Here is a 23,165-nt window from a genome sequence, read left to right as displayed (position 1 = left end):
ATGTTATAAGGATGGTTCTTCTCTCAGATGATAGTTGTTGCGGAGAGATTCAAATAATGACGGTGATGATTTGAGTATACGGGTGTCTTCAAGTATGTCGTAGTTGAGCATGTCGGGGATGATGCGGTGTGGTACCGGTGCGACAGATGGAGCGTCGGCACTAAGCGGGATGTCGAGCCTCAGGTGATGTGATAGCTCGTCAAGTACCATCTGTGAAGCTCTTATTTTGCCTTGGCGTGAGTATCCTGCTATATGAGGTGTGGCTATTAGGGCTTGTTCAAGTAGCTGCAGGTTTATGTTGGGTTCCCCCTCCCAGCAGTCTATTCCTAAGGCAGATATTTTTCCTGATTCAAGTCCGTTAATAAGAGCAAGGGTGTCGGTTACAGGACCTCGGGCGGCGTTGAGGATCAGTGGTCTGCGTTTAAGGTTTGAGATGAAACTGTTGTCGATGAGGTGATAAGTCGGGTGATCGCCTGTTCGTGTCAGAGGGGTGTGCACTGTTATGACATCGCATTTGTCAGCGATATCGCTGAGTGAGGAAAAGCGGTATGAACCAGATGATTGCCTCTGTAGCGGAGGGTCGTTTACAATTGTCTTTATGCCGAGACCTTCTGCCCATCTGATTAGAACCGAGCCAACGTTGCCAGCACCTATCACTCCGAGAGTGATATCTGATAAGGATCTGGTGTCCCCGAGATATGTGCTGATGGCTGAGAGCACCCATTGTGCGACTGCCGGGGCATTGCATCCTGGAGCATTGGCAACGGTGATGCCGCGCGAGGCACAGTAAGGGAGGTCTATGTGGTCGGTGCCGATCGTTGCAGTGCCGATGAAACGGCATTTTGAATCTTTAAGCAGAGTGGCGTCGCAACGCGTGCGGGTGCGTATGATAATGGCATCGGCATCCTTGACGGTTTCGTTGGTTATCTCGGTGCCTGTCATCGGGATGGCTTCACCTATGGATGAGAGAGGCTTGGAGACAAAGGGGATATTGCGGTCAAATATTATCTTCATTTCAGATTAGCCCATAGATATAAGGAGGTGTATGCGGCAAAGAGCAGCACTATCAGTATGTAGCCGCGTCGCGAGGCTGTAGCCCTGAAGAAATGTCCTACCTGAAATGCCACACATGCGTTGAGGAGTGTCATATAGTCGGGAAGTGCTGTGAAGTTTATGATGGCAAGAATACCTGTATAGATGCCGAGCAAAGCAAGAAATCCGTTGTAGGCACGTGCGCGTGCGTTGAATCCGAGAATACGCAGAAGGTTGATGCTGCCTAACAGGAAACCGATAGCCATCGTAAGAAGCACGGTGCAGAGAAATGGCAGGGCTTCGGGAGATTGCAGCAGTATGGTAGGCGGGGTGAAAAATATGTGTGGCAGCTGAGGTATAGGCATGAGGTCGAGACCGAATACTATCCATGGCGGAGTGAATATGCCTATGAGTGCCGCTATGATTTTCTTTGTCCTCAGTATGCGCATCTGCGCCAGTCCTATTACGAAGAGAGGGATAAAGAAAAGGAATTTCCAGTCATATAGAGTCCCTACGCTAAGAATGGCGAATATAAGGAAAATACGACGGTTGCTGTGAGGCTCGTTGTACAGAGTGAACAGAATCCACATGCAGAATATCATGCATGCCGCCAATACCGAGGAGGTACCTGCAAAACAGCTCATGAATGGTGTGGAGCAGGTGATGAAGAGGAAGTAAGCCGCAAAGAACACTGACAGCGTGCGCAGGATATTGAACTGCCGGTTGATTGCTATCATTGCCCATGCGGTAGCCGAAAGCACAGCAAAGTTGACTCCCCAGGATAGTTCGGGCATAAAACCGAGCCATCCTGAGGGTGTCAGTGACGGAAGAGCTCTCCACGTCATCCATGCCGAGACAACCGCAATGATTGCCCCGACTCCGCGCGAGCGGATGAAGTTAGTGAAGCGTGTCTCTTTTCGGGTCATTTACGGGATTGTTCGATGGCTTTGAGATCAGCACCGATGTCGCGGCGGAAATATTTACCCTCATAGGTCACTCCGGAGGCACCAATGAACGAGTTGGCAAGAGCTTCGTCAATATCCTTGCCGTATGCGCTGCATGCTATGACACGTCCGCCTGATGTGGCGAGAGTTCCGTCAGGATGCAGTTCAGTGCCGGCATGGAAGAAGATCACATCTTCAACCTTGTCAAGCCCGGAGATTGTTTTCCCCTTGGGGTATGAGCCGGGATAGCCGCCTGACACTACCATGACGGTAGTCGCGTAGCGTGGATCGATGGAAAGGGGCATTGTGCCGAGATTGCCCTCGGCCGCTGCGCGGAGCAGAGGCAAAAGGTCGGAGGCTATGCGGAGCATCACTACTTCGGTCTCCGGATCGCCCATACGTACATTATACTCTATCACCATCGGCTCACCGTTGACCTCTATGAGTCCGAGGAATATGAACCCGCGGTAGGTGATGCCTTCCGATATGAGTCCGTTGACAGTGGGTATTATCACGCGCTCTTCAACCTTTTTCATGAATGTCTCATCGGCAAACGCCACAGGGCTTACCGCTCCCATGCCGCCAGTGTTGGGTCCGGTGTCCCCTTCGCCTATACGCTTGTAGTCCTTTGCCACAGGGAGTATGCGGTAACCTCCGTTGCCATCGGTGAGAACGAACACAGAGCATTCTATGCCTTTAAGGAATTCTTCTATCACGACTGTGGCTGATGACTTCCCAAACATGCCTGAAAGCATCTCGCGAAGTGAGTTCTTCGCTTCGTCGAGAGAGTCGATTATGAGCACACCCTTTCCGGCTGCGAGACCGTCGGCCTTCAGTACATACGGCGGGCGTAGCTCTTCAAGGAATTTTTCTCCTTCGGCGATTGTCTCAGCTGTGAAGCTGCGGTAACGTGCTGTGGGGATGCCGTGACGCACCATGAATTGTTTGGCGAAATCCTTGCTGCCTTCAAGAGCAGCTCCAGCCTTGGAAGGTCCTACTATTAGCGGCGCATGCTCACGCCCCTGAAAGTAATCGTATATTCCAGCCACAAGAGGATCTTCGTTGCCAACTACGATCATGTCGATGCTCTTTTCGTCAGAGAATTTAGCAATCGCATCAAAATCGAGGGGTGACAGGTTGACATTCTCGCCATAATTGCCTGTGCCACCGTTGCCCGGAGCAATGTACAGATGTCTGAGTGCCGGGCTTTGTGAGATTTTCCAGGCAAGGGCGCATTCGCGGCCTCCTGAGCCGAGGAGTAATACTGTCATGGGTGAAATTTTTTCCTGTAGAGTTTCGCCGGCGTTGAACGGGCTTTTTTCGGGATGATTGCTCACGGGATATCTTAGGGTATTGAGGGTTTGCTGAATGGACATTATTATATAAGGATGGAGTGGTTGGCTATGCCTTGGAGCATTTCTTATTCATTGCTTTCCTTGTTGTCGCCTGGTGCATCCGGGCGTTTCCATCCGCGTCGGCGGGTGCGCATGAACGTACCTCCTGCCGATGGGAGCGATGGCATCTTGGGTGATTCACCAAGGCTCTTGAGAGCATGGATATTGCGACGGCGTGCGAGGAGTTCTTCTGCCTCGTCACGGAAATCCTCGCGTGATGTCTCACGTCCCTGATGTCTGAAACGGCGTTCTCCTTCTCGGGCTGTTTCTTCCTTGAATTTCCTGCGACGTTCCTCGTTTCGGGCAAATCCGCCTGCTTTCGGACGGTATTTCTCGCTCAGAGGAGTGTCCTTTGGCAAGCCTCGGCGCGGACCAGAGGGCTTGTCACTGCGTTTGCCTCCCATACCTTTGCTGCGTGCGTCGCGAGTCCATTCGGAGTCGCTTTTGCGGGCTAATTTCTTGTTTCTCTCTTCACGGACGGGACGGTCGCCTTTTATGGTGCCGCCGGATGCTCGGAAGTCGCTCTTGGAGCCTTCGAAACTTACGTATTCGCGGAGTTCGCAGTCGAGACCTCCGTTCTGCATCTGTTCGCGCACCGACGGTGTAAGACCTATGTGGGTTAGGCAGTCGTCGTTGGAGGATATCACCCATGAGTGATATCCGCAGAACACACGTTTGAACTTGGTGCCCATTGTGCGGTAAAGACCTTCGAGGTCCTCGGGCTTGATACGTTCTCCATAAGGAGGATTAGTGATTATCACACCCGGAGTGCCAGCCATAGGAGCTTCTTCCCATTGCTGTATGGAACGTACTTTCAGGTTGATGTATTCGTCGACACCTGCCGAAAGCACATTGCGTTCTGCGATATCAATTGCCTTAGGAGAGATGTCGGAGCCGTATATCTTGAATGGTATTTCGCGAGGCTCTTCCCCCTCATGAAGCACGGACTCGAAAAGTTCGGGATCCCAGTCGCGCCATTGTGAGAATGGCCATGTCTCACGGTAGGAACCGGGCTTGATTCCTGCCGCGATGAGGGCCGCTTCGATAAGGAATGTTCCTGAACCGCACATAGGATCGATGAGGGGGCAGTCGCCTCTCCATCCGCTCTTGAGTATGATTCCAGCGGCGAGCACCTCATTGATCGGGGCATCGGTCTGTGCTACACGCCATCCGCGTTTGTGGAGTGATTCTCCTGATGAGTTTAGTGAAAGGGTTACGCGTGTGCCGTCGATATGTACATTGAGCATCACATCGGCATCGCTCAGTCGTACTCCGGGACGCTTGTCGGGACCGAAGCGGTCCTTGAACCAGTCGACGATTGCGTCCTTGACACGATAGGTCACGAACCTGGAGTGGGTGAATTCATTTGAATGGCTGGTGGTGTCGATTGAGAATGTCTTTCCTAAGGTTAACACACCGCCCCAGTCGTATTCCTTGACCATCTCATAGAGAGTGTCAGGGTCGGAGGCTATGAATTTGTATATGGGGCGCAGGATGCTGAGTGCGGTACGGCAACATAGGTTGGCACGATACATCATTGCGAGGTCTCCCTCAAAGGATACCATACGGCATCCCGGCTCGACATTTTCTGCCCCGAGTGTGCGGAGCTCTTCGGCGAGAACCTCTTCAAGACCTTTAAGGGTCTTGGCTACCATTTCAAATTTCTGTGACATATTGTATTTTAATATATGAGAGGGGAAAGATATTTTAGCGTGTGGAGTGGGGGAAAGGGCTGTCGGGAGGAACTTGAGTTTGCGTCATAGCCTCGGTTGGGTTACAATGTCCGGTTTCATGCCACAGGACTCTCGGAGGAGTCTCTATTTTTGTTGCCGGAGGCTGTGAGGTTAGCGTGACATCACCTGATTGTATGCGGTCAAGTGGGTGGTGTGTTCCATTATTTAAATGTATCGACTCTGCAAAGTTACGATTTTTACCCGGAATTAACACGACCGACGGATGATTTGTTGATATTTTATCATTTAAAAAGTGGGTGAATGCATGAAAATACCGGGGACATAAGAACCATAGGTTTATAAATCTCGGTGGTTCTTATGTCTCCGGTAGATATCATGTCCCCTTCGATTGAGGGGGCGGCTAAGATTGATTACAGAGCCTTGGAGATGTTGTAGCGTGCAAATTCGAGGTCGTTGGCTGCCTGGGTCGCATATTTGCGGTCAAGCTTGATGGCCTGACGTAGATTGGATGTCACCATCTGCTCGTTGCCTGTGCGTGCGCCAAGCACTGCCATCAGGTAGTAGGTAGTAGCGTCGGGGTTGGCGATAGCTGCAAGTGTTCCTTTGGCTGCATTGTAGTCTTTGTTGAGGATCTGTGCGAGAGCCGCATTGTTGCTCTTATCGTTTCCGAAAGCCTTTACAGCAGCTTTCACATCGCCCTGCTTGAGATAGAGGAGTCCGAGTGCCGGTGAAAGCTCATTGAGTCCGGCTGCCTTGCCGAAAGCGGTGTTGGCGGCACGGTAGTCATCGTTTACGAGTGCTACGAGACCCTGGTTCATCTGTGATTCGGGGGCGTTGGCGTTGATGCGTGCTGCTTTCTTGAAGCTTGCCATTGCTGCATCGTAGTCACCCTGCTGGTACTGCACCTTGCCGAGGTTGTTGAAGCCGCGGTAGTCGTTTGGGAAGAGGCGGGTGGCAGTGGTGTAGATGGCTCCCTTGCGTTTGAGGTCGTCGGTGAGTGTGGCGGTGTAGAGAAGCTCGTCGACGGTGAGAGTGGACGGATCGGTGTTGAATGCCTTGTTGAGCTGCTCATCGCTCTTTCCGATCACGTTTACGCTTGCTGTGATGCGTGAGTAGCGGAGCTGCGGAAGGATCTCTTCGGCAAGCTGGTCGAATACGCTTGAAAGGTTGCGGATTTCGCGCTCACGCTGTTCGGGATCTTTGTACATTGAGAGCACGCTGAGGATAAGGTCCTTGTCCTGGATGTTGCTTGCTGCAACGAGCTTCTGGAAGCCTTCCCAGTCCTCGGGGGTGAAGTTGGCGGTAAGTTCGCCGAACTCGGTGATGTTGTCCTTCTTGAGCTGTTTGTTGAGATAGTCGGAGGTGTTGGTCTCACGGTTCTGGGCAAGACGGGTGTTGAAGTCAATACCGCCTTCGGGAGAGGCGTATGACTGGATATTGATCTCTTCGATCACACGAGTTGTGTCGCCTGAGGCTGCGCGGAGGTCGCGGTGCAGACGGAGCACTTCATCGCTGTTGAGCTCACTCTTGCGGAGGTTTGCCTGATTGATGAGGAAGTGTATGTCGGCGGAGTATTTTTCGTTGATGATACGCTGGAACTTGTCGTTGGCAGTGGCTGGTGTGAGGGTCCCGGCATTGGCGAGTGCAGCTGTGGCTACTACACCGTTTGCCACCTTGACGCGTGGCAGTACATACTGCTTGCCTTTCTGCTGTACTTCAAAGTTGAGGTAGAGCTCGGACTTCTGCATGTCGGGCTGGTAGAGATAGTTGACAGGGATGGTCACGGTGCCTCCGTTGTCGTAGGAGATCACGGGGTTGTTGCCGCGCACTTTCTCTCCCTGGAAAGTCATGGGTGCTGCTTTCTCCTCGGTTGCGCCGTATACGAGCACCGGGGTCACTGACACAGTGGCGTTCTTGACAAAGAATTTTGCCGGGATGTGACCTGTGACGGTTGCCGGTACATGGGTGCCAACGACTTCGAGAGGATTAGGATTGGTGGTGAAATAGTCGGCTGCAAACTGGTTCATCTTCTTGCTGCATCCTGTGAGGGCCATTGCGGACCCAACGAGCAGTGCGAACCCTGAAAGCTTGTTCATAATGATTTTGACTTTGAGGTTGATTGGTTGGATGTGTGAATTGTTTTTGTCATGTGCTATGACTGGCGCAGGGCTTACCTGTGCTATATAAAGCTATTGGCAAAGGTAGTATCTATTAATGAGGAATGCAAACGGCAATTGTTAACATAATACAAAAGCTGGTGTTATATTTTTCTTTGATAGCTGTTTTTTACAGAAAACGACATTTAATTTCCGTTATTCTGACTAATTTATGCAAAAAATGTCCGAAATACAATTGGAAATATGTACCTTTGCCCTCTTAAAACACATAATAATCATTTAAGTAATTAACAATCCTTATTTTACCGAAATTAGCCGATGAGAAGATGGCGCATTGAGGACAGCATGGAGTTGTATAACATCCAGGGCTGGGGTCGTAAGTATTTCTCCATCAATACTAAGGGCAACGTGGCTGTGACTCCGCGTGAGGGGTATGCCTCGGTCGACCTTAGGGAGGTTATGGATGAACTGCAAGTGAGAGATATCACGTCGCCGGTGTTGCTGCGTTTTCCTGATATTCTCGACAACCGTATCGAGAAGATTTCCAATTGTTTCGCTGTCGCTTCACAACAGTACAACTACGAAGGTCAGAACTATATAATCTACCCTATCAAGGTCAATCAGATGCGGCCTGTGGTGGAGGAGATTGTGACCTATGGGGAGAAATTCAATATAGGACTGGAAGCCGGCTCAAAGCCTGAGCTGCATGCTGTCCTTGCTACCAATATAAGGGAGAATGCCCTCATCATCTGTAACGGCTACAAGGATAAGACTTATATTGAGCTTGCCCTCCTTGCTCAAAAGATGGGCAGGCGTATATATATCGTGGTTGAGAAACTCAACGAGTTACGTATAATTTCCGAGGTTGCCAGACGTATGAACCTGCGCCCTAATGTCGGGTTGCGTATCAAGCTTGCCTCGTCCGGTTCAGGAAAATGGGAGACGAGCGGAGGCGATCAGTCGAAGTTTGGTCTGAATTCTTCGGAACTTCTGGAGGCTTTGGATTATATGGAACGCAATAAGATGTCTGATTGCCTGAAGCTCATACATTTTCATATTGGGAGTCAGATAACCAAGATCCGTTTTATCAAGAATGCTATCCGAGAGGCTGCCCAGTTCTACGTCAATCTGTGCAATATGGGATTTGATGTGGAGTTCATAGATATTGGGGGAGGCTTGGGTGTCGACTATGACGGCTCTCGCAACTCTGCATCCGGATCGTCCATGAACTATTCAATTCAGGAGTATGCCAACGACGCTGTGTCCACTCTTGTGGATGCATGCGAAAAGAACGGATTGAAGCAGCCTAATATAATCAACGAGAGCGGACGCTCGCTCACTGCGCATCATTCAGTGCTTGTGTTTGAGGCTTTGGAGACCACTCAGCTGCCAATATGGAAAGATAACCGCGAGGTTGACGAGGGTGCTCATGAGCTCATCAAAGAATTGTACAATATATGGGACAAGATAGACCAGCAGAACATTCTTGAGAGCTGGCATGATGCCTTGCAGATACGAGAGGAGGCTCTTGACCTGTTCAGCCTTGGAATGCTCGACCTTAAGATGCGTGCTCAGATGGAGGAGCTGTTCTGGTCCATAGCGCGCGATGTGTGTGATATTGTCAACGGTATGCGCCATGCCCCAGAAGAATTGAAGAAGGTGGCAAAGATGATACCTGACAAGTATTTCTGCAACTTCTCGCTGTTTCAGTCGCTTACGGATTCATGGGCGATTGATCAGGTGTTCCCGATAATACCTCTGTCGCGTCTTGACGAGAAGCCAACTCGTACCTGTACAATTCAGGATATCACATGCGATAGTGACGGAAAGATATCTAACTTCATATCCAACACCGGAGCTACAGCAAGTTCTCTGCCTGTGCATCCTGTCAAGCCCGGCGACCCATACTATCTTGGAGTGTTCCTTGTGGGGGCATATCAGGAGATACTTGGGGACATGCATAATCTGTTTGGCGATACTAATGCTGTGCATATATCTGTATATAAAGACCGCTATGAGATAGACCGTATTATTGATGGGGAGACGGTTGCCGATGTGCTTGATTATGTGCAGTTCAATCCCAAGAAGCTTGTGCGCAATGTCGAGGCGTGGGTGACATCATCGATGAAGGAAGGCAAGATCTCTCCCGAGGAGGGTAGGGAGTTCCTTAGCAATTACCGCTCAGGACTGTATGGATATACATATATAGAGAAAGACTGATGCGCTATTTCATGCGTTTGAGCTATCGCGGGGAGCCGTTTCACGGTTGGCAATGCCAGCCTGGGGCGGTGACTGTGCAGGAGGTGATAGAGGGTGCTCTGTCACAGGTGATGCGTGCTCCGATGAAGATTGTCGGTGCCGGTCGCACTGATGCCGGGGTCAATGCCCGCATGATGGTGGCGCATTTTGATGTCGAAGCTCCGGTCGCATGCGTGTCCCGCCTTATTGCCAGCCTGAATGCTATAGTCGGCAAGGATATTGCTATACAGGATGTATATCGGGTGCCTGACGATCTGCATGCGCGGTTTGACGCCACCTCGCGCACCTATCATTATTATGCTGTCACGGAGAAGTCGCCGTTCTTTTATCCGCTTAGCTGGAAGGCTCCTGCCTCGCTGGACTTCGACGCTATGAACCGTGCGGCATCTCTTCTGCTCGCCACAAGCGACTTCACATCGTTTGCCAAGTTGCATGCCGATACCAAGACTAATATATGCCGTGTCACCCATGCCGGGTGGCATCGGGTAGGCGGTGAGGATAGCGGAGTCTGGGTGTTTGTCATCACTGCCGACCGTTTCCTGCGCAATATGGTCAGGGCTGTTGTCGGCACGCTTGTGGAGGTAGGGCGCGGAAAGATATCCGTAGAGGAGTTCGGGCGTATTATCGAGCGCAAGGACCGTTGTGCGGCAGGAACCTCGATGCCGCCTCAGGCCCTGTATCTTTGGGATGTCACTTACCCTGAGTCAGAATCGGCTAACAAACAGGAATAATAAGCCACATGTTTTAATATCTATTAACATAAACAGGCGCGTCTATGACGCGTCCGTTTGCTATCTTTGTCAGGAAATAATAACATCGCATTATGAAAAGGACTATTATTGCAATTCTCGTATTAGTCACCTCTTTGGGGCTAAGTGCTCAATCTCTCTTTTGGGACAGTTCGGATCCTGATAGGACTGTGACTTTCGGTGCTCGTCTGGGATGGAATTTCGCTAAGATGGCAGGAAAAGGCAGCGGGCTTTTTGGTGACCGAAAGGGGATTGCTGTTGGTGCGGAGGTGGATGTCAACCTTATAAAGAGTTTTTCAATCAATTCTGGTCTTTTCTTCACTATGAAGGGCGCAAAGAGAGATGGAGAGATGACAGTCGGCGACATTATGGGTGTTAAGTCCTCTTTGGCATTTGCTGTCAATTTTCTGGAACTTCCGGTATATGCGTCATATCATCTTCGTTTTACTCCGGAATCTGATCTCCAGATATTTGCCGGACCTTATTTCGGTGTCGGTGTTTACGGTAAGATGGGGCTGAAATTGCGGGACCAGGAATCGTTTGACAAGTCAAAGGTCAATCTGTTTTCCGACAACGGTTTTCATCGTTGGCAGTATGGTATCGGACTCGGAATGTCCTACACCCATGCAAGCCGTTATGTGATCGGATGGCAGTACCAGTGGGGAGTCCGTGATGTGGCTGAACTTATGGATAACCAGTGGAACACATTCCAGATTTCCGTCGGCTATAATTTCTGAAATATTTCGGAGGGATGTGTGATGGCAAATATCCATATCCCTCTTAAAAATAGTTGGATTAAAAGAGGGGGGAATTGAAGAAAAATTTCTATATTTGCACAGCCAAAAGCGCGCCTGCCTTTGTCCGGGAGCGTCTTTTGCTGTACATGGCACTCTGTCACAGATGAATAACCTTATTTGAAAATAAGATATAACTCATACATATGATAGCATTAGCAATTCAAAATGCAACCTTAGCGGTGGTCGCGCTCTGTACGGGCATCGCCTTGGTGGCTGTTGCTCTTTGGCTCGCCGGGCTTATTTCGCCACGGTCGTTCAACCCTCAGAAGGGCGAGGCTTATGAATGTGGTATCCCTACCCGTGGAGAGTCTATGGCTCAGTTCAAGGTGGGATATTATCTTTTTGCCATCCTCTTTCTGATGTTCGATGTCGAGACCGTGTTCCTCTATCCTTGGGCGGTGCGTGTGCACGAGCTGGGCACAGAGGGTCTCACAGCGATTGCAGTATTTTTCGGAATCATAGTGCTGGGTCTCGTATATGCCTGGCGGAAAGGAGCTCTTGAATGGAAGTAACTACGCAAGGCATGCCCTACGAGGCATGGAAAGATAATGAGTATATCGAGAAACTCGTAAAAGAGCTTCAGGAGAGCGGTACCAACGTGATAGTCGGTTCGCTTGACAAGCTCATCAACTGGGGGCGGTCCAACTCTATCTGGCCACTCACTTTCGCCACCAGTTGTTGCGGCATTGAGTTCGTGTCGCTTGGCGCGGCGCGTTACGACATGGCGCGTTTTGGCTGGGAAGTAGCACGTGCCTCACCTCGTCAGGCTGACTTCATGATGGTTGCAGGTACTATAGTCCACCGTATGGTGCCGGTGTTCCGCCGCCTCTATGACCAGCTTGCCGAACCGAAATATGTGATAGCCTGTGGCAGCTGTGCCATCTCTGGCGGTCCTTTCAAGAAGAGCTACCATGTGGCTATGGGCATAGAGGATATCGTGCCGGTTGACGTGTTTGTCCCCGGTTGTCCTCCTCGTCCGGAGGCTATGATATATGGCATCATGCAGCTCTCAAGAAAGATCAAGGTCGAGAAGTTCTTCGGCGGAGTCAACCGTCAGGAGAAACAGCAGGAGTTCCTGAAGTCTCATCCTGTAGAGGGTGTCAACGACTAAACCATCATTATTGTAGAATACTTATCACACCTTAATATAATGGCAAACATCCAGGAAAAGATTTCCAAGCTGTTTCCCCAGGCCGCTTTCGCTCAGACCGATGTCCTTGAGATGACCATCGCCGATGAGCAGTGGCACGACTTGGCTCACACTCTGCGTCATGATCCGGAGCTCTCATTTGACTTTCTTGTCACAATTGCCGGCATGGACTGGAAAGAGAACGGTCTTGGCTGCATCTATGAGCTTGTGGCCACCTCACGTAACGAGCGTGTATCTGTCAAAGTGATGGCTACCGGCGATCGTGAGAAGCCTTTCATTCATTCTGTGTTCGATATCTGGGATATCGCTACCGTATATGAACGTGAGGTATATGACTATTTCGGCATAATATTCGTCAACAATCCGGATATGCGTCGTCTCTTCCTTAATATTGACTGGAAGGGGTATCCGTTGCGCAAGGATTATAACGATGATCCTGATATCAATCCCGTATCCATAGAGAACGAACGTCAGACCGACTTTACCGATACATGGGTGGAACGTGAAGGCAAGATTGTGAAAGAGGAAAGACGTATATTCCAGGCTGATGATTTTGTGGTCAATATCGGTCCTCAGCATCCTGCGACTCATGGTGTGCTTCGTTTCCGCACAGCAGTCGACGGTGAGATCATAAAGAAAATCGACCTGTATCTCGGCTATATACATCGTGGCGTGGAGAAGATATGCGAGGTGGATACCTATCCTCAGACCCTCCATTTCATGGATCGTCTCGACTATTTCTCGGCGCATCCTTACCATCACTGTCTGTGCATGCTTTACGAGGAAGCTATGGGGATACAGATTTCACGCCGTGCCCAGGTGATACGAGTGCTTATGGACGAGCTCTCACGTATCGCTTCCCACTGTCTGTTCTTCGGCACCTATTGTATGGACCTTGGTGCTACTACGATGCTGTTCTATACACTGCGTGTGCGTGAGCAGATTCTCGACATCATGGAGAAGACTTGCGGAGCTCGTATGACATTCAATTATGACTGCATAGGAGGTGTGATGCAGGATCTTCACCCTGACTTTGTGAAGGATGTTCACGCCCTTCTTGATGTGCTTCCCGCCAATATCAAGGAATACAATAAGATATTTACCGGCAATGTAATTGCCCGCGACCGTATGGAGAATGTAGGTGTGCTCTCTCGTGAGGATGCCATCTCTTGGGCTGTGACAGGTCCTAACGGACGTGGCTCAGGCTGGGCATGCGATGTGCGCAAGACATTCCCCTACAGCATTTACTCCGAACTTGAGTTTGACGAGGTGGTGCGCTCTGAGGGTGATGCTATGGCCCGCTTCAAGGTGCGTATGGACGAGATGGTCCAGAGTGCACGCATCATAGCTCAGCTTATCGACAATATTCCGGAAGGGGAGTATTGCGTGAAGGTGCCTAAAGTGGTCAAGCTTCCTGCCGGCCATTGGTTCAAGATGGTGGAGGGTTGCCGCGGCACATTCGGCATATACCTTGAGAGCGATGGCTCCGCTTCACCGTATCGCCTGAAGATAGTGCCTCCGTGTCTGCCAGCCGCAGCTGTTGTTGACCACATCACTTGCGGACAGAAGATAGCCGACCTTATCACTATCGGCGGATCTATGGACTACATTGTCCCAGATATAGACCGATAGCCGAATGGATGGCTTCCACAATATAGAAATACACGATTATAATATACCAATCATATATCCATAACAAGATTATGCAAGACTTATCAGTAGGAACTGCCTGGTTTCATTCCTTCCTGCTCGGTTACATGCCCGAGTGGCTTGCTGTCACCCTTGAGTGTGTGCTCGTAGGAGTGGGGTTGATGCTCCTCTATGCGGTCCTCGCCCTGTTCTATATTCTTTTCGAGCGTAAGGTGTGTGCCTATTTCCAGTGTCGTCTCGGTCCTAACCGAGTAGGTCCCTGGGGATTGTTACAGAGTGTTGCCGATATGTTCAAGATACTTATAAAGGAGCTTATCTCGCTCAATCATATCGACAAATTCCTTTTTGCATTGGCTCCTTATCTGGTGATCATAGCTTCTATGCTCGCGTTTGCGGTGCTTCCATGGGGCAACGGTCTACAGATTATTGATTTCAATGTCGGTATCTTCTTCCTGCTCGCAGTGTCCTCGATAGGTGTGCTCGGTATACTTCTCGCAGGATGGTCGTCCAACAACAAGTTTACTCTTATCGGAGCTCTCCGTTCCGGAGCGCAGATGGTAAGCTACGAGCTTTCGATGGGCTTGTGTGTCGTTACAATGGTAGTGATGGCAGGCTCTATGAGCGTTACCGATATAGTGATGGCTCAGGAACATCTGTGGTTCATATTCTCAGGTCACATCCCTGCCATTATCGCATTTGTGATATTTATGATAGCCGGTACAGCCGAGACCAATCGTGGTCCTTTTGACCTTCCTGAAGCGGAGAGTGAGCTTACGGCAGGATACCATACCGAGTATTCTGGTATTCATTTCGGATTCTTCTATCTTGCGGAGTATCTCAATCTTTTCATTGTTTCAGGTGTGGCTGCACTGCTGTTTTTCGGCGGGTGGATGCCTCTGCATATCCCCGGGCTTGATGCATTCAACAATGTAATGGACTATATACCTTCGGTGGTATGGTTCGTAGGCAAGGCCGTCGCTCTGTCGTTCATAATCATCTGGTTCAAGTGGACATTCCCTCGTCTGCGTATTGACCAGCTGCTCACACTTGAATGGAAATATCTCCTCCCCATCAACCTGTTCAATCTTGTGCTGATGGTGATAGTGGTGACCTATAGTCTCTACCTCTAAAATACCGTTAATACCATACAAATAATGTGGCGCGTCCGCTCGTGGACCGCAATCTAATTAAAGACAATCGCGATGAGTGAAAAATATGGCAAAATCGTCCAGGTGATCGGACCTGTGGTCGACGTGATGTTTGACGGCGATGGCAATGTCATCCCTCCCATCTACACTGCTCTCAAAGTAGTGCGCCCCGACGGCACCGAACTGATACTCGAAGTGGAGCAGCATATCGGTGAAAAGACCGTACGTTGTGTGGCTATGGAGAGTACCGACGGTCTCCAGCGCGGAGCTCGTGTTGACAATCTTGAGCGTCCGATTGCTGTCCCCACCGGCGATCAGGTGAAAGGTCGTCTGCTCAACGTCATCGGTGATGCCATTGACCGTCTTCCCGCTCTCGATCGCACGGAATTGCGCCCCATACATCAGCCAGCCCCCGAGTTCGATGACCTTACAATCGGCACGGAGATTCTTTATACCGGTATAAAGGTGATCGACCTTCTTGAGCCTTATAGCAAGGGTGGCAAGATCGGTCTCTTCGGAGGCGCAGGCGTGGGCAAGACAGTGCTCATTATGGAGCTCATCAACAATATCGCCAAGGGGCATAACGGCTTCTCGGTGTTCACTGGTGTGGGAGAGCGTACACGCGAGGGTAACGATCTTCTCCGCGAGATGATTGAGAGCGGCGTTATCAAGTATGGTAAAAAATTTGAGGAAGGGATGGAAAAAGGCGAATGGAATCTTGCCGACGTGGATATGTCGCAGGTGAAGGATTCGCAGGCCGCACTCGTGTTCGGACAGATGAACGAGCCTCCGGGCGCACGTCTGCGTGTGGCTCTTTCAGGTCTTACCGTGGCTGAGCAGTTCCGCGATCAGGATGGCGGAGGTAAGGATATCCTTCTGTTCATCGACAACATCTTCCGTTTCACTCAGGCTGGTTCGGAGGTGTCCGCTCTTCTCGGACGTATGCCGTCGGCTGTTGGTTACCAGCCTACACTTGCCTCAGAGATGGGTGCACTCCAGGAGCGAATCACATCCACAAAGAACGGTTCAATCACATCGGTCCAGGCTATATATGTCCCAGCCGACGACTTGACCGACCCCGCTCCCGCCACTACATTCAGCTTCCTTGATGCCACTACAGTGTTGTCACGTAAGATCACTGAGCTTGGTATCTATCCTGCTGTAGATCCATTGGAATCCACATCTCGTATTCTCGATCCCAACATCATAGGTGAGGATCATTACAATACTGCCCAAGCTGTAAAACAGCTCCTTCAGAAGTACAACGAGCTTCAGGATATCATCGCCATCCTTGGTGTCGACGAGCTCAGCGATGAGGATAAACTTGTCGTGGCTCGTGCTCGCCGCGCACAGCGTTTCCTTTCGCAGCCGTTCCATGTGGCAGAGCAGTTTACCGGTCTGCCGGGCGTGATGGTGCCTCTGAGCGAGACTATCCGAGGCTTCAAGATGATTCTTGCCGGCGAGGTGGACGATCTGCCCGAGCAGGCATTCCTTAATGTAGGCACAATCGATGATGCTATCGCCAAAGGCAAGAAGCTTCTTGCCGAGGTGGGAGCTTGATCCGGATGTGACAGCATCTTTCCTCAAAAAGTCAACATTCTAAGAATCATAACAAGCCGATGACACTTAAGATAATTTCAGCTGATGACATTATGTTCCAGGGTGATGCCTCTGTGGTACATCTGCCCGGGACTATGGGGGCTTTCACAGTGCTTCCCGGTCACGCATCTCTAATATCCACCCTTACTCCCGGCACTGTACGCTACACCTCGGCCGATGGGGAGCATTCTGTGAAAATAGAAGGTGGTATTGTCGATGTCGACAGCGATATAGTGTCGGTGTGTATATATTAACCCTCTTGACGACGATGAAACAGATTTTCACAACAATAGTTCTTGCGCTCATCGCTCTTGTCGCTCCGGCATCAGCCATGGCTTCCGGTCATGACAGCGGGGAGAAAGAGGGTATCGATGCTCAGGCTATAATCTTTGAGCATCTTGGTGACGGCTATGGATGGGAAGTCCCGTTCAATCACCACAAGCGTATCCCTCTCCCGGTGATAGTATGGGGCTCTGACGGATTGCATGTGTTCTCTTCGTCACGTGTCACGCACGGCGATGTATATCGTGACGGTAATGCAGAGTTCAAGATTGCCGGAGCCGACAGCCCTTACAAGGGAAAGATTGTTGAGATAATCAATGGTCAGGAGGTAAAGCCGGCTGTGGATATCTCAATCACAAAGAACGTTTGCGGTGTGTTTATCGCAGTCATACTTTGTGTATGGAGCATCCTGTCAGTGGCTCGTTGGCATCGCACCCAGGGGATGAAAGGTCCCCGCAGGATGGTCGGAGCCTTAGAGTTGGTCATTCTCTTTGTGTATGACGGTGTGATCAAACCCACACTCAAGAACAAGGCAGGCAAGTTTGCTCCCTACCTCTTGACAGTGTTCTTTTTCATTCTCATAATGAACCTTCTCGGACTCATAGTGATTTTCCCCGGTGGAGCCAATCTCACCGGCAATATCGCGGTCACTCTCGTCCTTGCATTGATGACCTTGCTCATCACAAATATCTTTGCCACTAAGCATTACTGGAAAGAGATATTCAATCCCGATGTACCATGGTGGCTTAAATACCCTCTGCCGATTATGCCCCTTATAGAGGTTTTCGGTGTGTTCACCAAGCCTGCGGCATTGACTGTGCGTCTCTTCGCCAATATGATGGGCGGACATATGATAGTGATCGTGCTCACTCTTCTCATCTTTATCTTTGCGGCAATGGGTCCGGTAGTGTCCGGTGCAACCGCAGTGGTGTCGGTGATATTCTCGGTGTTCATGCTCTGTATAGATGTCCTTGTAAGTTTCATACAGGCATATGTGTTCACGATGCTTTCAACCCTGTTCATAGCTCTCGGGCAGGAAGAGGGGCATGAAAAGCATGAGGCAACAGAAAAAGCGGTAGTCCCGCATAACCCATGAGACCGTAAGTCAGGTGTCATTACTGAAATGATCGTAATAAATCCAAGAATAATTATCTCTAAAAAATAACCTCTCAAAATTCTACAGTTATGTTAGCAATGATTTTAGCAGCTATCGAAGGAACTCTTGGCATTGGTGTATGCATCGGTGCAGCAATCGCAGCAATCGCTGCCGGTCTCGGTATCGGCAAGATCGGTGGCGCAGCCATGGAGGCAATCGCCCGTCAGCCCGAATCGACTGGTGACATCCGAAGCAACATGATCGTGATCGCAGCTCTTATCGAGGGCGTTGCTCTCTTCGCTGTCATCGTCTGCGTACTTGCAATGTTCGTAGGCTAATCTTTGGCAAATCCCAGCTATGGAACTATTCACGCCTGATTTTGGCCTGATATTCTGGATGTTCGTATCGTTCGCCATCCTCTTCGTCATACTGTGGCGGTGGGGCTGGCCCGCGATTATGAAGGGAGTATCCGACCGTGCCGACCTCATCGACAAGGGTGTGGAGTATGCTCAAAGTGCCAAAGAACAGCTTGACCATGCCCGCGAAGAGGCGGATAAATACATAGCAGAAGCCCGTCGCCAGCAGGCTGATATGCTTCGTGAAGCCGATAAGATGAAGACTCAGATCATCGAGGAGGCCCGCGTTGCTGCTCAGACTGAAGCAAAAAAGGTGATGGACAACGCCAAACTGACAATCGAGCAGGAACGCAAGGTTGCTCAAGAGCAATTCCGCAACGAAGTTTCAGCCTTTGCTCTCGACATCGCCCAGAAGGTGGTGCGCAACCAGCTGAAAGAGGAGAAGGCTCAAGAGAAGCTTGTCAACTCTCTGCTCGACGAAATCGAGAAACAGAACTAAGATTTCACCCCTACTAATCTTAAGCAATGAACCAAGGTCTAATCCCCAGCCGCTATGCAAAGGCTCTTTTTGAGTATGCATCGGAGCACGATTGCGACAAACTCGTGTTTGAGCGTATGCAGGCTCTTTCCGAGGCGTTTGCTTCAGAGCCTTCTCTTGTCAAGGCTGTGAGAAATCCATATGTCTCGCGCCGTGACAAGATACAGCTGCTCACAACAGCCTCAGGCTCCACTGAGGGCGATAGCGCCATGACACGTTTCATGGAGCTGCTCGCTGACAACAATCGCCTTGATATGGCACGCGACATAGCCTTGGCTTATCTTAAGATCTATCGCCGGGAGCATAACATATGCCTCGTCACTGTCACTTCTGCCGCACCAATGGCGGAGGCTGAGGAGAAGAGGCTGAAACAGCTCATCCAGCGACACCTCGGCTCGGCTACTATGGAGTATAATCATCTGATAAATCCTGATCTCATAGGAGGCTTCCAGGTGAGCATTGACAACGAGAAACTTGACGCGTCCGTTGCCAACGAACTCAAGCAGCTGCGTCTGAAACTTTTAAACTAATCCCACATTTTACAATCAGTCTTACCAATGATTAACCCAAGCGAGATTTCTCAGGTACTGAAGCAACAGTTGGAGAATGTCAACTCTAAGGTGTCGTTTGAAGAAACCGGCATCGTCCTTGAAGTGGGAGATGGCGTAGCCCATGTGTACGGTCTCGACAACGTATGCGCCAACGAGCTCGTTGAGTTCGAGAACGGCGTCAAGGGCGTGGCTCTCAATCTTGAGGAGAGCAATGTCGGAGTCATCCTCCTCAACAACGTCAATAAGGTCACCGAAAACATGACCGTCAAGCGCACCGGTGAAATTGCTTCAATCAACGTCGGCGACGGCGTGTTTGGGCGTGTGATCAATGTGCTTGGACAACCTATAGATGGTCGTGGTCCCATATCGGGCGAGCTTCTGCCTATGCCTCTTGAGCGTAAGGCTCCAGGTGTGATTTTCCGTCAGCCTGTGAAGCAGCCGCTTCAGACCGGACTTAAGGCCATCGATTCAATGGTGCCCATAGGTCGCGGACAGCGCGAGCTTATCATCGGCGACCGTCAGATAGGTAAGACTGCCGTGGCGATCGATACTATCATCAACCAGCGTAAGAATTTTGAAGAGGGTAAGCCCGTCTACTGTATCTATGTCGCCATCGGTCAAAAGGCTTCATCGGTAGCAGCTATCGTTGAGACTCTACGTCAGCATGGCGCGCTCGACTATACTGTAGTGGTTGCAGCCACTGCGTCCGACTCGGCATCAATGCGTTATTATGCTCCGTTTGCCGGAGTGGCTATCGGCGAGTTCATCCGCGACACCGGTCGTGACGCTCTCATCGTTTATGATGACCTCTCCAAGCAGGCTGTGGCATATCGTGAGATCTCGCTCGTGCTCAAGCGTCCGTCAGGACGTGAGGCATATCCTGGTGATATCTTCTACCTGCACAGCCGTCTGCTTGAACGTGCCGCCAAGATTATCGACAATCAGCAGGTGGCAGCTAACATGAACGACCTCCCCGCATCACTCAAGGACAAGGTGAAGGGTGGAGGTTCGCTGACCGCGCTTCCTATCATCGAGACTCAGGCGGGAGACGTGTCAGCCTACATTCCTACCAATGTGATTTCAATTACTGACGGTCAGATATTCCTTGAGACCGCACTCTTCAACCGTGGTATCCGTCCTGCCATAAATGTGGGCATCTCAGTGTCGCGTGTGGGCGGTAGCGCGCAGATCAAGTCAATGAAGAAAGTTGCGGGCACTCTGAAGATCGACCAGGCTCAGTTCCGTGAGCTCGAATCGTTCACCAAGTTTGGCGGAGACATCGACGCTGTAACCGCACGCGTGATTGACAAGGGCAGAAAGAACGAGCGTCTGCTCATACAGCCCCAATATTCCCCTATGGCTGTAGAGGATGAGGTAGCAGTCATCTACTGCGGCACACGCGGACTTCTTGAGAATGTCCCGGTAGAGAAAGTGGCTGAGTTCGAGAAAAACTTCCTCCAGCTCATGCATGCCAAGCATCCTGAAGCCATGGACGCTATACGCGCCGGCAAGCTTGATGATGACATCATCGGGAAGCTCACCTCGGCGGCTGCCGAAGTAGCCGGGGCTTACAAGTAACGAAATCTAAAAAGATTAAACAGACATAAAAGTCTCATCCCACCTTCCAATACATGGCAACACTTCGCGAACTTAAAGGACGCATCGGTTCTGTGGCATCCAGTGAGAAGATCACCGGAGCTATGAAGATGATCTCATCTGCCAAGATGCACCGTGCCGAGGCCGACCTGCGGCGGCTTCTTCCATTCCGCAGCCAGATCGAGACAATCATCGGCAATCTGCTCTCAGCTGATGCAGAGTTCTCGTCACCTCTTACAGAAGAGCGCGAAGTGAAGCGTGTTGGGATAGTGGTATTAGGTTCTGACGACGGATTGTGTGGTGGTTACAATATAAATATCTTCAAGGACTTGCTCGTGCGTCTTAGAGAGTGTCGCGAGAAATGGGGCGAGGATATAGATTTCACCATCTTCACGGTCGGACGCAAGATACATAAGGCTGTAGCCAAGCTCGTTGATCATCACATCACAGAGGTAAATGACGAGAGTGTCAACTCTAAGTGTGGTCCGGATGTCATAAAGCGGTTCGCCGGTATGCTCAGCGATCGTTTCCTCTCAGGAGAGCTTGATACTGTGCAGCTTCTGTATATGAACTTTCAGAGTGTGAGCCGACAGAGAGTGCGTTATGAGCAATACCTTCCGGTAGATGCGTCGACTTTTTCCGCCGAAGGTGTGAAAGCTCTGTGTCGCCCTTACCTGTTTGAACCTGATGCCGCATCCATATTCCGTTCGGTGCTTCCGATGTTCCTGCTTTCAGTGATGCAGGAGATCTTTACTGAAAACCGTGCTTCCGAGCAGGCGGCACGCATCATGGCAATGCAGAGCGCGAACGACAATGCAAAGAACCTGCTCGAACAGCTTCAGCTTGAATATAACAAGCTGCGCCAGCAGAGCATAACCACCGAACTGCTCGATATAATCGGCGGTCAGGTGAAAAATTAGAATAAAACCAATATTCAATAGCCAATCCTTCAACATGGGTAGTGTAAAAGACTATTTCTCCAATCTCGGGTCGGGTATCGCAAGCCTTATTAAGGGTATGTCGGTCACCGGCAAGGAATTTGTCACCCCCAAGATTACCGAAGAGTACCCCGACAACCGCGACAATCTTCCAGTGGCGGACCGCTTCCGTGCGGTGCTTACGCTCAAGTATGATGATCAGGGCAACCACAAGTGTATCGCTTGCGGCACCTGCGAGCGCGTATGTCCCAATGGTACAATCAATCTTGACATCAAGCAGGTAGAGACCTGGGATGGCAAGAAGAAAAAGAAACTCGACAAGTATATGTACGATCTCGGCAGCTGCACATTCTGTCAGTTGTGTGTGTGCGGCTGTCCTACTGACGCGCTTGAGTTCAGCAATGATTTCGAGCAGGCAGTGTTCACCCGCGGAAAGCTTGTCAAGAAACTCAATTATCTTCCCGAGAAGGAGGAGCCTAAGCCCACCCCAGAGCAGATCGCCAAGATGCAGGCTGAAAAGGAAGCTAAGATCGCAGCCGCAGAGGCTAAAAAGGCAGCGGTGTCCGACGCGTCTGCCGCCGATGCAGACCCGCTTGCCGGAATTGAGCTTAACGATGCTCAGAAAAAGGCTCTTGATGCCGCAGCTTCCGACCCCGAGAAGCTTGAGAAGATTCGCGCCGCAATCATTAAGGCAGCCCAGCTCAAGGCAGCCAAGAACGGTGCTACAAATAGCTAAATCATCTACAGTATATGGAATCAGTAGGAAGTACAATTAGTTACTGGATAATCGCTGTGGCGATTGTCGTCTTTTCGGTACTTACTGTCACCACGCGTAAGATCCTTCGCGCTGCCACCTATCTGCTCTTCACCCTCTTTGCCACAGCCGCGCTTTATTTCAAGCTCGACTATGAGTTCCTCGGGGCTGTGCAGATTGCCGTTTATGCCGGAGGTATAGTGGTGCTGTTTGTATTCTCGATACTCCTTACCACACGTCCGGGTGACAACACTGCGCAACTTGAATCGCGCAAGCGAGCCCTCGGTCTGGTCGGAGCTATCGCTGCTGCCGGTGCTTGCGGATGGGCTCTTTGCTCACGTTGCGCCGACATGTTCACCTCAGTCCCCGATATGTCTAACCCCACTATGCAGGAGGTAGGCACAGCCATGCTCGGCACCGGTCACGGTCAGTATCTGCTCCCGTTCGAGGCTGTCAGTGTGTTGTTGCTCGCTTGTATTATAGGTGGCGTAGTGGTCGCCCGCAAACGTTAATCCCCCGAT

Annotated in this window: 22 protein-coding genes; 17 read left to right on the top strand and 5 right to left on the bottom strand. The window is 50.6% G+C overall.

Features of this window, described 5'->3' with window-relative positions:
• Positions 1 to 3 precede the first annotated feature (3 nt).
• From EZ315_RS03405 to EZ315_RS03385, 5 genes are all read right to left on the bottom strand, one after another.
• Positions 4 to 1,014 (bottom strand): 4-phosphoerythronate dehydrogenase, encoded by a 1,011-nt coding sequence (locus EZ315_RS03405; RefSeq protein WP_135470627.1) that lies wholly within the window; start codon positions 1,012 to 1,014, stop codon positions 4 to 6.
• The gene (locus EZ315_RS03400) at positions 1,011 to 1,958 is read right to left on the bottom strand and encodes a hypothetical protein (protein ID WP_135470625.1); all 948 of its coding nucleotides are present in this window, start codon (positions 1,956 to 1,958) and stop codon (positions 1,011 to 1,013) included. Before EZ315_RS03400 ends, EZ315_RS03405 begins: the two co-directional genes overlap by 4 nt.
• The gene (purD, locus tag EZ315_RS03395; RefSeq protein WP_135470624.1) at positions 1,955 to 3,247 is read right to left on the bottom strand and encodes a phosphoribosylamine--glycine ligase; all 1,293 of its coding nucleotides are present in this window, start codon (positions 3,245 to 3,247) and stop codon (positions 1,955 to 1,957) included. The genes EZ315_RS03400 and purD overlap by 4 nt, the downstream gene beginning before the upstream one ends.
• 149 nt (positions 3,248 to 3,396) lie before the next feature.
• Positions 3,397 to 5,043, bottom strand: coding sequence for a THUMP domain-containing protein (locus tag EZ315_RS03390; protein ID WP_135470622.1), 1,647 nt, complete (start codon positions 5,041 to 5,043; stop codon positions 3,397 to 3,399).
• Positions 5,044 to 5,474: 431 nt separating this feature from the next.
• The gene (locus tag EZ315_RS03385) at positions 5,475 to 7,160 is read right to left on the bottom strand and encodes a tetratricopeptide repeat protein (RefSeq protein ID WP_135470620.1); all 1,686 of its coding nucleotides are present in this window, start codon (positions 7,158 to 7,160) and stop codon (positions 5,475 to 5,477) included.
• 339 nt (positions 7,161 to 7,499) lie between these two features.
• Here EZ315_RS03385 and speA point away from each other — a divergent pair, with 339 nt between their 5' ends.
• The 17 genes from speA to EZ315_RS03300 all read left to right on the top strand — a co-directional run bounded on the left by speA (position 7,500) and on the right by EZ315_RS03300 (position 23,156).
• Positions 7,500 to 9,401 (top strand): biosynthetic arginine decarboxylase, encoded by a 1,902-nt coding sequence (gene speA, locus EZ315_RS03380; protein WP_135470618.1) that lies wholly within the window; start codon positions 7,500 to 7,502, stop codon positions 9,399 to 9,401.
• Positions 9,398 to 10,171, top strand: a complete 774-nt coding sequence (truA, locus tag EZ315_RS03375; RefSeq protein WP_170957516.1) for a tRNA pseudouridine(38-40) synthase TruA — start codon at positions 9,398 to 9,400, stop codon at positions 10,169 to 10,171. Before speA ends, truA begins: the two co-directional genes overlap by 4 nt.
• A gap of 92 nt (positions 10,172 to 10,263) precedes the next feature.
• The gene (locus EZ315_RS03370; RefSeq protein ID WP_135470614.1) at positions 10,264 to 10,926 is read left to right on the top strand and encodes a porin family protein; all 663 of its coding nucleotides are present in this window, start codon (positions 10,264 to 10,266) and stop codon (positions 10,924 to 10,926) included.
• Positions 10,927 to 11,129: 203 nt separating this feature from the next.
• A complete protein-coding gene (locus tag EZ315_RS03365; RefSeq protein WP_135470613.1) occupies positions 11,130 to 11,498 on the top strand; it encodes an NADH-quinone oxidoreductase subunit A in 369 nt (122 codons plus the stop codon).
• Complete coding sequence (locus EZ315_RS03360) at positions 11,489 to 12,097, top strand: NADH-quinone oxidoreductase subunit B (protein WP_135470611.1); 609 nt, start codon at positions 11,489 to 11,491, stop codon at positions 12,095 to 12,097. The genes EZ315_RS03365 and EZ315_RS03360 overlap by 10 nt, the downstream gene beginning before the upstream one ends.
• Positions 12,098 to 12,136: 39 nt before the next feature.
• Positions 12,137 to 13,768: an NADH-quinone oxidoreductase subunit D-related protein gene (locus EZ315_RS03355; RefSeq protein ID WP_135470609.1), complete on the top strand. Its 1,632-nt coding sequence runs from the start codon at positions 12,137 to 12,139 to the stop codon at positions 13,766 to 13,768.
• A gap of 71 nt (positions 13,769 to 13,839) precedes the next feature.
• Positions 13,840 to 14,916 carry an NADH-quinone oxidoreductase subunit NuoH gene (nuoH, locus tag EZ315_RS03350; protein WP_135470607.1) on the top strand — a complete coding sequence of 359 codons (1,077 nt, stop codon included), beginning with the start codon at positions 13,840 to 13,842 and terminating at the stop codon, positions 14,914 to 14,916.
• A gap of 72 nt (positions 14,917 to 14,988) precedes the next feature.
• Positions 14,989 to 16,494 (top strand): F0F1 ATP synthase subunit beta, encoded by a 1,506-nt coding sequence (gene atpD / locus EZ315_RS03345; protein ID WP_135470606.1) that lies wholly within the window; start codon positions 14,989 to 14,991, stop codon positions 16,492 to 16,494.
• 59 nt (positions 16,495 to 16,553) lie between these two features.
• A complete protein-coding gene (locus EZ315_RS03340) occupies positions 16,554 to 16,787 on the top strand; it encodes a F0F1 ATP synthase subunit epsilon (RefSeq protein WP_135470604.1) in 234 nt (77 codons plus the stop codon).
• Between the two features lie 14 nt (positions 16,788 to 16,801).
• Positions 16,802 to 17,911 (top strand): F0F1 ATP synthase subunit A, encoded by a 1,110-nt coding sequence (gene atpB, locus EZ315_RS03335; protein ID WP_135470603.1) that lies wholly within the window; start codon positions 16,802 to 16,804, stop codon positions 17,909 to 17,911.
• An 89-nt stretch (positions 17,912 to 18,000) separates the two neighbouring features.
• Positions 18,001 to 18,249, top strand: coding sequence for an ATP synthase F0 subunit C (gene atpE, locus EZ315_RS03330; RefSeq protein WP_135470601.1), 249 nt, complete (start codon positions 18,001 to 18,003; stop codon positions 18,247 to 18,249).
• A gap of 19 nt (positions 18,250 to 18,268) precedes the next feature.
• The gene (gene atpF, locus EZ315_RS03325; RefSeq protein WP_135470600.1) at positions 18,269 to 18,766 is read left to right on the top strand and encodes a F0F1 ATP synthase subunit B; all 498 of its coding nucleotides are present in this window, start codon (positions 18,269 to 18,271) and stop codon (positions 18,764 to 18,766) included.
• Between the two features lie 26 nt (positions 18,767 to 18,792).
• Positions 18,793 to 19,335 carry an ATP synthase F1 subunit delta gene (gene atpH, locus EZ315_RS03320; RefSeq protein ID WP_135470598.1) on the top strand — a complete coding sequence of 181 codons (543 nt, stop codon included), beginning with the start codon at positions 18,793 to 18,795 and terminating at the stop codon, positions 19,333 to 19,335.
• A 27-nt stretch (positions 19,336 to 19,362) separates the two neighbouring features.
• A complete protein-coding gene (atpA, locus tag EZ315_RS03315; protein ID WP_135470596.1) occupies positions 19,363 to 20,934 on the top strand; it encodes a F0F1 ATP synthase subunit alpha in 1,572 nt (523 codons plus the stop codon).
• A 53-nt stretch (positions 20,935 to 20,987) separates the two neighbouring features.
• Positions 20,988 to 21,872, top strand: coding sequence for an ATP synthase F1 subunit gamma (atpG, locus tag EZ315_RS03310; protein ID WP_135470595.1), 885 nt, complete (start codon positions 20,988 to 20,990; stop codon positions 21,870 to 21,872).
• A 34-nt stretch (positions 21,873 to 21,906) separates the two neighbouring features.
• Positions 21,907 to 22,626 carry a NuoI/complex I 23 kDa subunit family protein gene (locus EZ315_RS03305; protein WP_135470593.1) on the top strand — a complete coding sequence of 240 codons (720 nt, stop codon included), beginning with the start codon at positions 21,907 to 21,909 and terminating at the stop codon, positions 22,624 to 22,626.
• 14 nt (positions 22,627 to 22,640) lie between these two features.
• On the top strand, positions 22,641 to 23,156 hold the full coding sequence (locus EZ315_RS03300) for an NADH-quinone oxidoreductase subunit J family protein (RefSeq protein ID WP_135470591.1): 516 nt from the start codon (positions 22,641 to 22,643) through the stop codon (positions 23,154 to 23,156).
• Positions 23,157 to 23,165 lie beyond the last annotated feature (9 nt).

The organism is Duncaniella freteri (assembly GCF_004766125.1).
Taxonomy (GTDB): domain Bacteria; phylum Bacteroidota; class Bacteroidia; order Bacteroidales; family Muribaculaceae; genus Duncaniella; species Duncaniella freteri.
This window is presented reverse-complemented; position numbering and strand designations above follow the sequence as displayed.

Bases quoted from the DNA above. Each gene is read 5' to 3' on its own strand.
- EZ315_RS03405 (WP_135470627.1), bottom strand. From the start codon at position 1,014: ATGAAGATAATATTTGACCGCAATATCCCCTTTGTCTCCAAGCCTCTC.
- EZ315_RS03400 (WP_135470625.1), bottom strand. From the start codon at position 1,958: ATGACCCGAAAAGAGACACGCTTCACTAACTTCATCCGCTCGCGCGGA.
- purD (WP_135470624.1), bottom strand. From the start codon at position 3,247: ATGACAGTATTACTCCTCGGCTCAGGAGGCCGCGAATGCGCCCTTGCC.
- EZ315_RS03390 (WP_135470622.1), bottom strand. From the start codon at position 5,043: ATGTCACAGAAATTTGAAATGGTAGCCAAGACCCTTAAAGGTCTTGAA.
- EZ315_RS03385 (WP_135470620.1), bottom strand. From the start codon at position 7,160: ATGAACAAGCTTTCAGGGTTCGCACTGCTCGTTGGGTCCGCAATGGCC.
- speA (WP_135470618.1), top strand. From the start codon at position 7,500: ATGAGAAGATGGCGCATTGAGGACAGCATGGAGTTGTATAACATCCAG.
- EZ315_RS03370 (WP_135470614.1), top strand. From the start codon at position 10,264: ATGAAAAGGACTATTATTGCAATTCTCGTATTAGTCACCTCTTTGGGG.
- EZ315_RS03365 (WP_135470613.1), top strand. From the start codon at position 11,130: ATGATAGCATTAGCAATTCAAAATGCAACCTTAGCGGTGGTCGCGCTC.
- EZ315_RS03360 (WP_135470611.1), top strand. From the start codon at position 11,489: ATGGAAGTAACTACGCAAGGCATGCCCTACGAGGCATGGAAAGATAAT.
- EZ315_RS03355 (WP_135470609.1), top strand. From the start codon at position 12,137: ATGGCAAACATCCAGGAAAAGATTTCCAAGCTGTTTCCCCAGGCCGCT.
- nuoH (WP_135470607.1), top strand. From the start codon at position 13,840: ATGCAAGACTTATCAGTAGGAACTGCCTGGTTTCATTCCTTCCTGCTC.
- atpD (WP_135470606.1), top strand. From the start codon at position 14,989: ATGAGTGAAAAATATGGCAAAATCGTCCAGGTGATCGGACCTGTGGTC.
- EZ315_RS03340 (WP_135470604.1), top strand. From the start codon at position 16,554: ATGACACTTAAGATAATTTCAGCTGATGACATTATGTTCCAGGGTGAT.
- atpB (WP_135470603.1), top strand. From the start codon at position 16,802: ATGAAACAGATTTTCACAACAATAGTTCTTGCGCTCATCGCTCTTGTC.
- atpE (WP_135470601.1), top strand. From the start codon at position 18,001: ATGTTAGCAATGATTTTAGCAGCTATCGAAGGAACTCTTGGCATTGGT.
- atpF (WP_135470600.1), top strand. From the start codon at position 18,269: ATGGAACTATTCACGCCTGATTTTGGCCTGATATTCTGGATGTTCGTA.
- atpH (WP_135470598.1), top strand. From the start codon at position 18,793: ATGAACCAAGGTCTAATCCCCAGCCGCTATGCAAAGGCTCTTTTTGAG.
- atpA (WP_135470596.1), top strand. From the start codon at position 19,363: ATGATTAACCCAAGCGAGATTTCTCAGGTACTGAAGCAACAGTTGGAG.
- atpG (WP_135470595.1), top strand. From the start codon at position 20,988: ATGGCAACACTTCGCGAACTTAAAGGACGCATCGGTTCTGTGGCATCC.
- EZ315_RS03305 (WP_135470593.1), top strand. From the start codon at position 21,907: ATGGGTAGTGTAAAAGACTATTTCTCCAATCTCGGGTCGGGTATCGCA.
- EZ315_RS03300 (WP_135470591.1), top strand. From the start codon at position 22,641: ATGGAATCAGTAGGAAGTACAATTAGTTACTGGATAATCGCTGTGGCG.